The sequence below is a fragment of the Flavobacterium pasteuri genome (genome assembly GCF_048286615.1).
GTDB lineage: Bacteria > Bacteroidota > Bacteroidia > Flavobacteriales > Flavobacteriaceae > Flavobacterium.
In genome coordinates this window covers 73400-86712 of sequence record NZ_JBLVPN010000010.1, presented here as the reverse complement: position 1 = coordinate 86712, position 13313 = coordinate 73400, and the positions used below count along the sequence as shown (strand labels likewise).

Here is a 13313-nt window from a genome sequence, read left to right as displayed (position 1 = left end):
AATATAAGAACCTTTTTTGGTTATGCAAATCTATTTTTAGAAAAAAAGCATCTATTTTTAGAGCTAATTTTTAAAGGTTTCATTTTCTTTACTTTAGATTAAACTTATTTTTATAAAATAGTAACGATTGGGGTTAATACTTTACATATTCGGTTATTTCTAGCCCATATCCAATCATTCCTACTCGTTTTGTTCCCTCAGTATTGGATACTAATCTAATTTTTGAGATATCAATATCATGTAATATTTGTGCTCCGATACCAAAATCTTTGCTGTCAATAACAATTTTAGGTGCTTTCATTTCACCTTGTGCTTGTAATGATTTAAGTTCAGCGATACGATTCAATAGATTTACGGATTGCATGTCCTGATTGATGAAAATAACAGCACCTTTTCCGGCTTCATTTATCACCTGGAACATATCATCCAGTTGTTGATCCGCGTTATTGGTCAATGTGCCCAACAAATCATTATTCACCTGTGACGAATTGATTCTGGTTAAAATTGATTCTCCCAAATTCCAAGTTCCTTTGGTCAAAGCGATATGTATTTGTTTATTAGTTGTCTGTTGGTATGCTCTTAGTCTAAAAGTACCAAAACGGGTCTCAATGTCAAAATCGTCTTTTTTAACAATCAAACTATCATGTTGCATTCTATAGGCGACTAAAGCTTCGATGGAAACTAATTTCAAATCGAATTTTTTAGCCACTTCTACTAATTGTGGTAAACGTGCCATCGAACCATCTTCGTTCATGATTTCTACAATCACACCTGCGGATTTAAATCCAGCTAGTCTTGCGAAATCTATAGCGGCTTCGGTATGTCCTGTTCTTCTTAAAACACCACCTTGTTTTGCAATTAGGGGGAATATATGTCCCGGACGTGCTAAATCGTGCGGTTTGGTTTTAGAATCAACTAATGATAAAATAGTTTTTGCTCTGTCTCCCGCAGAGATTCCTGTTGTTACTCCATTGCCTCTTAAATCTACTGAAACTGTAAAAGCGGTTTCCATTGGATCCGTATTGTTGCTTACCATTACATGCAATCCCAATTCTTTACAACGGCTTTCTGTCAGTGGAGCACAAATTAATCCTCTACCGTGTGTTGCCATGAAATTTATCATTTCTGGTGTCACTTTTTCGGCTGCAGCCAAAAAATCTCCTTCATTTTCGCGGTCCTCATCGTCAACAACAATGATTATTTTTCCTTGGCGAATATCTTCAATCGCTTCTTCAATTGTGTTGAGTTGTATGTTATTTGTAACCATTTGTGTTGTTAATTTTGTGATGGTAGTATTTTTTTAATTATTTTTTGGAATGGAGCCAGAATAACGTCCATGTTTATTAATCCAATATCGTTTGTGGCTCTGTATGTTAATAGAACAGCTAAGGGAGTCAGGATAAAAGAGGATAACCAAGCTCCCATAAAAGGAGTCATTCCGTTTTCCTGTGCTATTCTTTTTCCAAAAGTATTTATAAAGTGAAATGTAATAAAAATTAAAATTGCAAAAACAATTGGAAGTCCTAAACCACCTTTTCTGATGATTGCTCCCAATGGTGCTCCAATGAAAAACATTAGAAAACAAGCAAATACAATTACAAACTTATCGTAAAAAGCTAATAAATGTTTATTTATATTTTTTCGTTTATTGTCTAGGTCTGCTTTTGTGGTATCAATGGAGTAGGTTGTGCTGGCAAGATTACTTACCGCTATTTTTAAAATATCCGATTTTTGTTCTAAAGTATATAATGACAGAATATCTTTAGGAAGCGGTTTTCTTTTTGGTGCTTTCTCCAGTTTTTTATTTACCGGAATACCAACTCGCATGTTGCTATTTTCAGAAAATGAAATAATGTCATTTTTTATATTCTTGTTTAATGAATCTAAGGTGTATTTTAATTCATTAACAGTCAGCATTGTGTTCGTATTTGCCACACTTTCATCTGTAACATCGGTCTTATTTAATTCAGATAAATCGATGTTGATGATGTGTTTTTTAAAAGAACTTTTGGCAAAAGGCATTTTATTACGATCTTCATATTTTTTTGGAACAATATCCTCGTAGTAATACCCATCGTTTAGCACCAATTGTAAAATACTGGATTGTTCACTGCTGATTAACTCCCCATCTTTTGCTTTTATTACGGTTTTACTTCCGTCACCAATGTTCGATTTTTTGTGAATTGTCACACCGGTAAGAATATTGCCTTGTTCACCGGATTTTTTATTTACCTTAATATTGTAAGATCCCACATCGTTAAACTGACCTTCGGCTATTGCTAATGCCGGTTTTACCTGTGCAATATTTTTTCTAAAATTGATGAATTTGTATTCCGCATAAGGAATAACATTATTCGAAAAGAAAAAGGCAACAATACTTAATAAAACGATGAATACTGTCAAACTTCTCATGGCTCTTTGCAATGAAATACCAGAAGATTTCATCGCTGCGAATTCATAATTCTCAGCTAAATTACCAAAGGTCATTATGGAAGCCAATAATATAGAGAGAGGCAATACCAATGGTACAATTCGAGGCATGGAAAATGCCAGGAATTTAATAATCATTAATAAATCTAAATCTTTTCCAGCCAATTCTGATATGAATAACCAGACGGTTTGAAGTATAAAAATGAAAAATAGGATTACAAATACCGTAGTAAATGTAGTCAAGAATGTTTTTAATAAGTATTTGTCAAGAATTTTCACCGAATAGATTAATCTAATTTGTTGATGTAGTAATTTGGATATTTACTTCCCGCAAATGTAAATTGATTTTTTGACAAAGGTTGGTTGGTTTTGAAAGAATTAACCGTTAATGTTGTTTTTGTACCTTTTTTACCCACTTCTATTAAGTTATAGATGTGTTTTGTTTGGATGTCAATCCCTAGTAATACTTCTTTTCTCTGATCTTTAGAATTGGTAGGAACTAATTTTATATACTGAATTTTTCGGCCTTTTACGTTCTGTAAAATATCCATATTGTATTTATAACCGGTATTGAAAAAAGTTAACATTTTCGAAGGAGTAATCGCATTGTCATCTTTTTCATTCACGTTAGAAATAGTAATCTCCTCATCTTCTGGAACAATAGTATATGTTTTTTTACCATCAAAAATTTTAGTCACTCCCATGAAATTCAATACATATTGATTGCCTTTCATAGTTACATTTCCTTTACTGTCCTGATTGATATTTTCTTTAGCGTTATTCAAAGAATACTTGAAATCGATTATGATTGTATTGTAGCTTTTTACTTTAGCGGTAACTTGATCTAAAAGTTCTTTTGCTTTTTTGTCTTGTGCTTGTATTGAGAAACTAAAAAATAATAATGCTGCAATTAAAAGAAATTTTTTCCCCATATTTTCTGTATTGTTTTTTTTAGATTCTTGAATTTTTGATTTCATGGTATTAGTTGTTTTGTTCATTGTTGAAAAATTGATCAAGAGAACTCATGTCCAAAATGTTTACACTGCGTGCTTTACTTCCTTCAAAAGGGCCTACAATTCCTGCAGCTTCGAGTTGATCAATCAATCGACCTGCTCTGTTGTAGCCTAGTTTTAGTTTTCTTTGTAACAATGAAGCCGAACCTTGTTGTGCATTTACAATGATTTCGGCAGCTTCTCTAAACAAAGTATCTCTATCGGAGATATCCATATCAAGATTAATGCCACTTTCCTCCCCAACGAACTCAGGAAGTAAATAAGCTGTTGCATATGCTTTTTGAGAACCTATAAAATCAGTGATTTTCTCTACTTCGGGAGTGTCAATAAAGGCACATTGTACCCGTACCACATCATTTCCGTTAGTATAAAGCATATCACCACGTCCTATTAATTGATCGGCGCCCTGAGTATCCAAAATGGTTCGGGAATCAATTTTTGAGGTAACTCTAAAAGCTATTCTCGCAGGAAAATTGGCTTTTATTAAACCTGTAATTACATTCACAGATGGTCTCTGTGTGGCTATAATTAAGTGAATTCCAATGGCTCGTGCCAATTGTGCGAGACGTGCAATAGGAACTTCGACTTCTTTACCGGCAGTCATAATCAAATCGGCAAACTCATCCACTACAAGAACGATGTAAGGTAAAAATCGGTGTCCGTTTTCAGGATTCAGTTTTCGAGCTTTAAATTTATCGTTGTATTCTTTGATGTTACGCACCATCGCATCTTTCAATAAAGAATAACGGTTGTCCATTTCAACACAAAGCGAATTTAACGTATTGACCACTTTTGCATTATCCGTAATAATTGCATCATCCATGTCAGGAAGCTTGGCTAAATAATGTCTTTCAATTTTATTGAAAAGTGTTAGTTCAACTTTTTTAGGGTCTACCAAAACAAACTTAACTTCGGCTGGATGTTTTTTGTACAAAAGAGAAGTCAGAACAGCATTCAAACCAACAGATTTTCCTTGTCCTGTAGCTCCCGCCATCAATAAGTGAGGCATTTTGGCTAAATCCACGACAAATGTTTCGTTCGAAATTGTTTTTCCAAGAGCGATTGGTAATTCCATTTCGGCTTCTTGAAATTTGGCAGAGCCAATAACACTTTTCATCGAAACCATCGTTGGATTCTTGTTAGGAACCTCGATTCCTATAGTCCCTTTTCCAGGAATAGGAGCAATGATACGAATTCCTAATGCCGAAAGTGATAAAGCGATGTCATCCTCTAAACTCTTGATTTTTGAAATACGAATTCCTGCTTCCGGTACAATTTCATATAAAGTAACTGATGGTCCAACGGTCGCTTTTATCTGTGCAATTTCTATTTTGTAATTGCGCAGTGTATCAACAATTCGGTTCTTATTTTCTTCTAATTCTTCTTGGTTGATGGTAATTCCTCCGGTCGAATATTCTTTTAATAAATCGATAGTAGGAAATTTATAATTGGATAAATCCAAAGTTGGATCAAATAATCCAAAATCAGCCACTAATCGTGAAGCTAGATTTTCCTCTATAATATCTTCTTCCGGAGCTGTTTCTATTACAAAAGATTCATCAGGATTTGAAATAACTTCTGGAGTCGCAACCGGTGTAACCTTCATGGCAAGCGGTTTAGCAACGGGATCTCTGTTGATGTCAGATGAATTGCTGATGGTTGGTTTCAACGCTTCTTTGTTAATTTCGAATTGTGAACCATTCGTTTTTAAATGAATGTCATCCAGTTCGTCTTCAACAACAGCAAATTCTTCCAGGTTGTAACCACTTTTTCCATTATTAACTGGATTGGTGATTGGAACTGCTTTCATTTCTTTTTTTGTAGTATCAAAAAAGGACTGAATACTCTCTGGAGAAAGTTTGATTTTAAAAATTATATAGATGATTAATCCAAACAGCAAAATTAATAATGTTCCTGTTTTTCCAATGTAGTCCTGCAGGAATAGATTCAATTCATATCCAACAGTTCCTCCTAATTCAGGCGCTGAGGTAGCAAAAAAACCAAATAAAACGGATAAGATAATTATTACGAATAAATCCCAAAACCAAATGTTCTTGAGCTTTGCTAAAGCAATACTAAGAACCATGTATATTCCAGTTAGGAAAAATAAGCGCACAAATATAAATGCAGCAATTCCAAAACCTCTGTAAATAAGTAAATCAGCTAAAAATGCGCCAAATTTCCCCAACCAGTTGTGAACTATTTCAGCTCTGTTCGTTAATTCTCTAACAGCGCTTTGATCTTGTTGTCCATAAATGAAAAAGGAAATAAACGCAAATAATAAAGCTATTGAAAACAATACCAAAAGAGAACCAAAAACAATTTTATGTTGTTTAGTAATTTTTAATAGATTATTTCCCTCGGCTTTAGCGTCGTTCTTTTTATCTAAAGGAACTGTTTTTTTTATTTTTGCCATTCTGGATTATAATAATATCTAAAGTAATATTGGGATATATATGATTAAACCGATTGCTATTGCTGTTAATGCAGCAAAAAATACTGCCCCTGCTGCAATATCTTTAATGAATCCAATTCTTTCATGATAATTAGGATGAATAAAATCTGCTACTTTTTCAATTGCTGTATTTAAACCTTCGATACTCATCACCAAACCAATGGCAAAAGTTTGAAAAAGCCATTCTGTTTTAGAAATGCCAAAATAAAACCCAGCAATGGTAATCAATATTCCTATTGAAAATTGTACCATAATGCTGTGTTCTGTAGTAATTAATTTTACGGCACCTTTAAAAGCGTAAGAAACGCTTTTTAATCTTCCGGTAAAGAAAGTATTATCTTTTTGAAACTCCATCAAGATGTGATTAAAGTACCGCTAATGCAGCTTCGTAGTTTGGTTCGTCTGCAATTTCAGCAACTTGTTCCGTATGTGTAATTGTTCCGTTTTCATCAACAACAATAATAACTCTTGAATGTAATCCAGCCAAAGGTCCGTCAGTAATTTCTAAACCATTTGCTTTACCAAAACTTCCTTCTGGAAAATCAGATAAGTTAACAACATTTTCAAGTCCTTCTGCTCCACAAAAACGTTTTTGAGCAAATGGTAAATCTCTTGAAACACATAAAACTGTTGTATTTTCTAAAGTACTGGCACTTTCATTAAATTTACGAATTGATGCTGCACACGTTCCTGTGTCAACACTTGGAAAAATATTTAAAACTAATTTTTTACCTGCAAAATCACTTAATGAAGCTACAGAAAGATCTGTTTTAACTAATTTAAAATCAGCAATTTTTGTGCCTACTTTTGGTAATTCTCCTGAAGTGTGTATTGGATTTCCGCCTAATGTAATTGAAGCCATAATATTTGTTTTTTAATGAGGTTCAAAAGTATGAAAATTATTTAAGAATTTGTCCTCAAATGTCGTGATAAGTTTACCATTTTGGTTCAAATTATCAACCGAAAGATTCCAATGTGTTCAATAAAAAAACGCACTCGTTGCGGAGTGCGTTTTATAATTGTTGAATTAAAAATTCTTTTATTTATCGATAGATCCCAGAACACGTTTCATAAAAGTGTTTAAAGCTTCTTTTTTATCAGTTCCGGTTTTCACCAGCTTATTAACCTCCAAAGCGCCATACATGTTAGAAATTAATTCCCCAATAACATCTAATTCTTCATCTTTCAATGACGAAATTTCAGTCATTGCTTCCAGAACTTCGATTGTTTCTATGATGTAATCTTCATCATTTTCTTCTATAAACTGCGTTAAATGCTTAATTACGGGTAATTTCATATTTAGACTTCTTAGATTTTTAGACATTTTAGATTTTTAGACTTCTTAAATATTTTAAAATTTCAGATGAAAGATTCTAGGAATCAATCAAACTAAGGAGTCTAAAAAATCTAAGCTAGTCTAGTAATCTAATTAAACTATTTCGTTCACTAATTCAATTAGTACTTCTTGTTTATTTGTTTGTGTTTCGTTTACCAATTTCCCGTTTACAAAAGTGGCAAAAGTTGGTAAATTACTCACGTTCGCTAATTTTCTGGATTCTGGAAAATTCTCAGCATCAACAAGAGCAAAAGTTATTGTTTCGTTTTCTGAAGCTAATTTTTTGAATTTTGGCTTCATAATTCGGCAATTTCCGCACCATGATGCCGAAAATTGAACGACTACTTTTTCGTCTTTTGCAATTAAATCCTGTAAGGTATCTTCGGTTAATTCGATTAACATATTTTTTAAATTTAAAAATACAATTGCAATAGCAATATTCAATTTTTTAAATTGAAATTTGGTATTGCAATTGACATTGTTGTTGAATTAGTTTAAACTTAAGTACTCAGCAGTACTTTTTCTGTCAGCACTCATAGCTTCTTTTCCAGCTTCCCAGTTTGCAGGACAAACTTCTCCTTTTTCTTGAATGTGTGTGTATGCATCAACCATACGTAAATACTCGTTTACGTTACGACCAAGTGGCATATCGTTAACACTTTCGTGGAAAATTTTTCCAGTTTCGTCAATTAGGTAAGTTGCTCTGTAAGTAACATTAGAACCTTCAATAATGATAGAATCAGTTTCTTCAGAATATTCAGTTGAATCGATATCAAGAATTCCTAAGATGTTAGATAAGTTTCTGTTTGTATCAGCAAGAATTGGATAAGTAACACCTTCAATTCCGCCATTGTTTTTTGCAGTATTTAGCCATGCAAAATGTACTTCGTTAGTATCACAAGAAGCACCTATTACAATTGTGTTTCTTTGTTCAAATTCTGGTAAGGCTGCTTGAAAAGCATGTAATTCAGTTGGGCAAACGAATGTGAAATCTTTTGGGTACCAAAACAAAAGTACTTTTTTGTTGTTATTTACAGCTTCTTCGAAAATGTTAATTTTTAAATTATCACCCATTTCAGAGATAGCGTCTACTGCAATACTTGGAAATTTTTTACCTACTAATGACATTTTATTTACTTTTTTAGTTGTTTTTTTTGATGGTGCAAAAGTAGTCATACTGTATGTAAATAGAAATATCAGTTGATTATAAATATTTATTTCAAAATAGGGAATTACTATACTGTTATTTTCGAAAGATTTTAATTATTAATTATCGTAAGCTAACCTCCACAGGAAGAGTTCCTTTGCAATTTGTGTTTTCTAAAAGTTGCTCTGCAGCCGCTTCTTGAAATTCTGCAAAATCTTGATACATTTCGACAATTCCTGCAGCATGTTCCAGATTTGGTATCACTTGAAGCGCATATGGATTCCCAAAAACATACAAAATACATTTTTTGGTGGTGAATAAGTTGCCTAAAAATTGAAGTACAGAGTCTTCAATATCAAAATTATTTAAAGGTTTTGCCTTTGGAACAAATAAAGAAATGACTAGCGTGTCAAATCTATTTAAATTTGTTTCTAATTCGTTTAAAATGGATTCACCTCCAGTTTCATAACTAAATTCTGGGGAAGGCAAAGCAGCAGCCAAGCTTTTAAAAAACACAGTATCGGTATTTTTATAAATGCTGACTTTGGCGAAATTCTCTCTGTTTTTAGCATCAAAAATGGTCACGGTATTGTGATTGTCTTTTATTTTTGTAATGGAGTTTTGAGCAATTTTTAGGTTTAATTTTGAAGTGGTTACAAAATCAAAATCATTTTCTGAAAGGTTTGGCAAGTTCAGATTTCCGTCTGTGATTCCTGCTTTTTGTTTGCATTTCCAAATGCGTTGAAAACTGGCTTCAATTCGCTCTGGAGTTGCGTTTTTTAGAATTTCCTGAATTCCTTCGGGAACATTTTCGGCAAAGCATAACACATCATTTCCGGCATTGAAAGCTTCCCATTCCAGTTGTCCTTTTTGATCGTATAATTTAGAAACGCTGTGCATGTTCAACGCATCCGAAATTACTAATCCATCATAACCTAATTGCTTTCGCAAAAGCGTTTCGATAACGGATTTTGACAAGGTTGCCGAAGTATCTTTTCCATCGTTCAGAGCGGGAACGGCCAAATGACCAATCATAATTGAATCGACATTATTCTCGATTCCTTTTATAAATGGAACTAGTTCATTTGTTAGTAATTCGTCCAATGTTTCTTTTAAAACCGGTAATCCTAAGTGCGAATCGACATTGGTATTTCCGTGTCCGGGAAAATGTTTGAGACAACCCAAAATCCCGACATCATTCATTCCTTTGAGATATTCCAAGGCAAAACCAGCTACTTTCTCTTTGTTTTGACCAAAAGAACGGTATCCAATTACAGGATTATTTGGGTTATTATTAATGTCCGCTAAGGGAGCTAAATTATAATGAATCCCAACGGATTTTAAGTCTAAACCTATTTGTTTTCCCACTTCATAAACCAAATTTTTTTCACTTTCAGGTAAAGCACCAAGGGTAATTGCATATGGATATTGAGGTGTTTTTTCAACGCGCATGGCTAATCCCCATTCGGCATCAATACTCATTAATAAAGGAGTTGTAGCACAATTTTGATAACGCACAATAAGTTCTTTTAAACGCTGAAAACTATCATCATTTAATACTATTTTTTTCTTGGTTTCATAATTGGTTGCTGCGCTGGCTCGACTATGAAAAAAAGTCAATCCGCCTATATTGTGCTCTTTGATTAATCGTTCTGTAGCCTGAATATTTTCTTCGGTATCATTGATGAAAACGGCAGGAAAGAAAAATTGTCCTATTTTTTGTTCTAATGTCATTAGTTAGAATTTTATGCTTTTATGGTACCCAGATAAAACGGATTCGCTATCACGAAAACGCAGATAAAAACGGATTTTATTGGTTTAACGAAAGCACTTTTTGTATTTGTTTAAATTTTAATCTTTAAGTATCTATTTTTATCCGTGTCTTTACGAAGTAAATCCTTGTTATCCGTGTGCTATTATATCATTTGGTTTTCTTACCAAAATCGGCTGGGAAAATCAAGAATCTGGATAAAATTAATCCTGGAATGGTTGCCAAAAACACCCAAATAAAGAAATTTCCATACCCAAGATATTCTTGAATATAACCGCTCAACATTCCCGGAAGCATCATTCCTAATGCCATAAATCCGGTTGCGATAGAGTAGTGAGAGGTTTTTGATTCGCCATCAGCCACATAAATTAAATACATCATGAAAGCGGCAAAACCAAAACCGTAACCAAATTGTTCCGCGATTACTGTTGCATAAATATAGAAAACGGAACCAGGGTGAAAATGTGACAGTAAAATGAATCCTATTATGGGTAAGTGCATTGCTAAAATCATGGGTAACATCCATTTTCCTAATCCATCTCTGGAAATGACAATACCTCCTAAAATTCCACCAACAGTAAGCGAAAGCACGCCAAAAGTTCCATAAATAACGCCGACATCCTGAGTGGTTAAACCCATTCCGCCTGCAGTTATTGGATCTATTAAAAAAGGAGTCAGCATTTTTAACAGTTGCGATTCCCCTAATCTGAATAATAGAATGAAAGCCAAAATCAAAACAATTTGTTTCTTTTGAAAAAAAGTTGCGAAAACAGCTCCGAAACTCTTACTAGGAACTGATTCTGTTTTCGTTTCAGCGATTTTTGCTTCAATTTTTGGAGTCGAAAAATAATTGTAAATTGTAATTACAGTCATAATTAATCCTACAACTACCATTGTATAGGACCATGCTTTTTGTTTATCGCTATATTCTTGTTCTAAGTAACCAGCAATAACCACGATTAATCCATTTCCGGTAAGCATGGAAAGTCTGTAAAAAGTACTTCTGATGCCAAGGAAAAAAGATTGTTGGTCTTTTTCTAGAACCAGTAAATAAAATCCATCACTCGCCACATCATTAGAGGCAGATGCAAATGCGGCTACCCAAAAAACGGCTAAACTGATGACGAAAAAATTACTCAAAGGAATCGTTAAACCCACAATCAAAAAAGCTAGTGAAATGAGCAATTGCATGCTTAAAAACCACTTTCTCTTAGTAGAATAAAGATCAATAAACGGACTCCACAACGGTTTAATTACCCAAGGTAAATAGAGTAAGCTAGTATAAATTCCTATGTCCTCATTGTTGATTCCGAGGTTTTTATACATAATCACCGATACCGAAATAATAATGGCATAAGGCAATCCGGAAGCAAAGTTTAAAACTGGAATCCAATACCAAGGTCTATTGTCTGTTTTCATTTTTTAGCGTATTATATTCAATTAAATTTTATAGCGTAAAGTTCACTAAAGTTGGGTCACTTTCATTACCATAAAAATCAATGAATGTAATGGCGCAGGTTGTGTTTTTGTCTAATTTATACGTTGGAATCACAACTTCAACCGTATCAACATTGTCTTTGAATGCTATTTTATCAATAATTTGACTTGGATCGTTGACATCAATTTTTGAATTGAATTTGGCGCTATAAACCACAACATAACGCACTTTACTGTACAAAGGATACGTAACATTGAATCTTGATGAAATAGGATTTATCAAAATGTTATTTGCTGTGGGTACGATAGCCATTTTTTTTACGGAACTAGGAACCACAGTAGGAAGTGCAGGATATTTGTATTGGTTTTCTGTTAGTAATTTAGTCACACTTTGATTTTTATTCAAAAATGATTTGGCACTAAAAAAAGCATTTCCCTGAATGTTTTTGTAAGATCTGGTGATGTCTATTTGATTCGGAATTTCATTTGGATTATTCCATCTTTTATCAGAATCAGCGTTGATTTTATAACTTCCGTTTCCAATGTAAATTGCGGTATTGGTCGAATTTTCAGACCACCATCGCAATAATTTCGAATAGGATGCTTTAGGATGATCCATGCTCCAATACAATTGTGGAACGAGGTAATCAATCCATTTGTTTTGCATCCACGCTAACGGATCGGCAAATAAATCATCGTAATTTGTTTGTCCCGCTTCCGTTTCAGAACCCCTGGGATCCACTGATTTATTTCTCCATACTCCAAATGGGCTGATGCCAAATTGTACCCAAGGTTTTATGTTTTTTATCGAAAGGGAAACACATCGTACAAAATTATTCACATTTGAACGTCTCCAATCTTCAATACTTAGTCCTTTTCCATATTTATTAAACGAAGCAGTATCGTTAAATAATTCTCCTTTTATTCTGTACGGATAAAAATAATCATCAAAATGTATCGCATCAATATCGTATTTTTCCACAACTTCCTCCACAATGGCCAGTAAATGGTTCTGAACTTCTGGTAATGCGGGATTGTAATAATATTTCCCACCATATTTAATCATCCAATCTGGATGCTTGAAAAAATCATGTTGCGGACTCAAAAGCGACGTGTTGTAATCCATTGTAGCTCTATACGGATTCATCCAAGCATGAAACTCAAAACCTCTGGCATGAGTTTCAGCAATCATCCAAGCTAATGTATCAAAGTAAGGTTTTGGAGCCTGGCCTTCTTTTCCGGTCAAAAAACGAGACCATGGTGCTAATTCGGTTGGATAAAAAGCATCCCCAACGCTTCTAATTTGGACAATTACAGCGTTATAATTTAGTTTTTTATAAGCGTCTAAAATTTCAATATAATCCGCTTTTTGTTTGGCAACATTATCAGTATTGGTTTTTGGCCAGTCAATATTTACCACGGTAGCAATCCAAACGGCTCTAAATTCATTTTTTGGATTTGTAGCCAATGCTTGTGCATTACCATTCCAAAAAGAAAGTAAAAGGAACGTAATAAGCAAAAGGGTGTGCTTGTAATTTTTCATTATAGTCTTGTTTATAAAGTATTCAAAAATAGTTTTTTTAGTGAAATTTACCGGTTAAAATGGTTTTAAAATTTGACTTATTTTAGCAGCGCAATTTCTTTGCCAATTTTTCATGAAGTGGTTTGAATACACTTTCTGACAAACAATAATAGATTTAAATATTTTGAATTTTTCTTATTTG

12 protein-coding genes are annotated in these 13313 nt (G+C 33.5%); all 12 read right to left on the bottom strand.

Annotation, left to right across the window (positions count from 1 at the left end; translation table 11 throughout):
• Positions 1-133 precede the first annotated feature (133 nt).
• Positions 134-1267: a 3,4-dihydroxy-2-butanone-4-phosphate synthase gene (ribB, locus tag ACNQF6_RS14265; RefSeq protein WP_417966585.1), complete on the bottom strand. Its 1134-nt coding sequence runs from the start codon at positions 1265-1267 to the stop codon at positions 134-136.
• 8 nt (positions 1268-1275) lie between these two features.
• On the bottom strand, positions 1276-2709 hold the full coding sequence (locus tag ACNQF6_RS14260) for an LptF/LptG family permease (protein WP_417966584.1): 1434 nt from the start codon (positions 2707-2709) through the stop codon (positions 1276-1278).
• A gap of 8 nt (positions 2710-2717) precedes the next feature.
• Complete coding sequence (gene lolA1 / locus ACNQF6_RS14255) at positions 2718-3407, bottom strand: outer membrane lipoprotein periplasmic chaperone LolA1 (protein ID WP_417966583.1); 690 nt, start codon at positions 3405-3407, stop codon at positions 2718-2720.
• 4 nt (positions 3408-3411) lie between these two features.
• On the bottom strand, positions 3412-5859 hold the full coding sequence (locus tag ACNQF6_RS14250) for a DNA translocase FtsK (protein WP_417966582.1): 2448 nt from the start codon (positions 5857-5859) through the stop codon (positions 3412-3414).
• Positions 5860-5877: 18 nt separating this feature from the next.
• Positions 5878-6252, bottom strand: coding sequence for a diacylglycerol kinase family protein (locus tag ACNQF6_RS14245; protein WP_417966581.1), 375 nt, complete (start codon positions 6250-6252; stop codon positions 5878-5880).
• 10 nt (positions 6253-6262) lie between these two features.
• Positions 6263-6760, bottom strand: a complete 498-nt coding sequence (gene tpx / locus ACNQF6_RS14240) for a thiol peroxidase (RefSeq protein ID WP_417966580.1) — start codon at positions 6758-6760, stop codon at positions 6263-6265.
• 177 nt (positions 6761-6937) lie between these two features.
• Positions 6938-7195, bottom strand: a complete 258-nt coding sequence (locus tag ACNQF6_RS14235) for a DUF6952 family protein (protein ID WP_091172168.1) — start codon at positions 7193-7195, stop codon at positions 6938-6940.
• Positions 7196-7327: 132 nt separating this feature from the next.
• Positions 7328-7636, bottom strand: coding sequence for a thioredoxin family protein (locus tag ACNQF6_RS14230; protein WP_091172170.1), 309 nt, complete (start codon positions 7634-7636; stop codon positions 7328-7330).
• An 87-nt stretch (positions 7637-7723) separates the two neighbouring features.
• The gene (locus ACNQF6_RS14225; protein WP_417966628.1) at positions 7724-8362 is read right to left on the bottom strand and encodes a peroxiredoxin; all 639 of its coding nucleotides are present in this window, start codon (positions 8360-8362) and stop codon (positions 7724-7726) included.
• 142 nt (positions 8363-8504) lie between these two features.
• Positions 8505-10115 carry a glycoside hydrolase family 3 protein gene (locus ACNQF6_RS14220; protein WP_417966579.1) on the bottom strand — a complete coding sequence of 537 codons (1611 nt, stop codon included), beginning with the start codon at positions 10113-10115 and terminating at the stop codon, positions 8505-8507.
• Positions 10116-10302: 187 nt separating this feature from the next.
• The gene (locus ACNQF6_RS14215; RefSeq protein WP_417966578.1) at positions 10303-11571 is read right to left on the bottom strand and encodes an AmpG family muropeptide MFS transporter; all 1269 of its coding nucleotides are present in this window, start codon (positions 11569-11571) and stop codon (positions 10303-10305) included.
• Between the two features lie 28 nt (positions 11572-11599).
• The gene (locus tag ACNQF6_RS14210) at positions 11600-13132 is read right to left on the bottom strand and encodes a glycoside hydrolase family 10-like protein (RefSeq protein ID WP_417966577.1); all 1533 of its coding nucleotides are present in this window, start codon (positions 13130-13132) and stop codon (positions 11600-11602) included.
• Between the last annotated feature and the right edge of the window lie 181 nt (positions 13133-13313).

Bases quoted from the DNA above. Each gene is read 5' to 3' on its own strand.
- ribB (WP_417966585.1), bottom strand. From the start codon at position 1,267: ATGGTTACAAATAACATACAACTCAACACAATTGAAGAAGCGATTGAA.
- ACNQF6_RS14225 (WP_417966628.1), bottom strand. From the start codon at position 8,362: ATGTCATTAGTAGGTAAAAAATTTCCAAGTATTGCAGTAGACGCTATC.
- ACNQF6_RS14220 (WP_417966579.1), bottom strand. From the start codon at position 10,115: ATGACATTAGAACAAAAAATAGGACAATTTTTCTTTCCTGCCGTTTTC.
- ACNQF6_RS14210 (WP_417966577.1), bottom strand. From the start codon at position 13,132: ATGAAAAATTACAAGCACACCCTTTTGCTTATTACGTTCCTTTTACTT.
- tpx (WP_417966580.1), bottom strand. From the start codon at position 6,760: ATGGCTTCAATTACATTAGGCGGAAATCCAATACACACTTCAGGAGAA.
- ACNQF6_RS14245 (WP_417966581.1), bottom strand. From the start codon at position 6,252: ATGGAGTTTCAAAAAGATAATACTTTCTTTACCGGAAGATTAAAAAGC.
- ACNQF6_RS14250 (WP_417966582.1), bottom strand. From the start codon at position 5,859: ATGGCAAAAATAAAAAAAACAGTTCCTTTAGATAAAAAGAACGACGCT.
- ACNQF6_RS14235 (WP_091172168.1), bottom strand. From the start codon at position 7,195: ATGAAATTACCCGTAATTAAGCATTTAACGCAGTTTATAGAAGAAAAT.
- lolA1 (WP_417966583.1), bottom strand. From the start codon at position 3,407: ATGAAATCAAAAATTCAAGAATCTAAAAAAAACAATACAGAAAATATG.
- ACNQF6_RS14230 (WP_091172170.1), bottom strand. From the start codon at position 7,636: ATGTTAATCGAATTAACCGAAGATACCTTACAGGATTTAATTGCAAAA.
- ACNQF6_RS14215 (WP_417966578.1), bottom strand. From the start codon at position 11,571: ATGAAAACAGACAATAGACCTTGGTATTGGATTCCAGTTTTAAACTTT.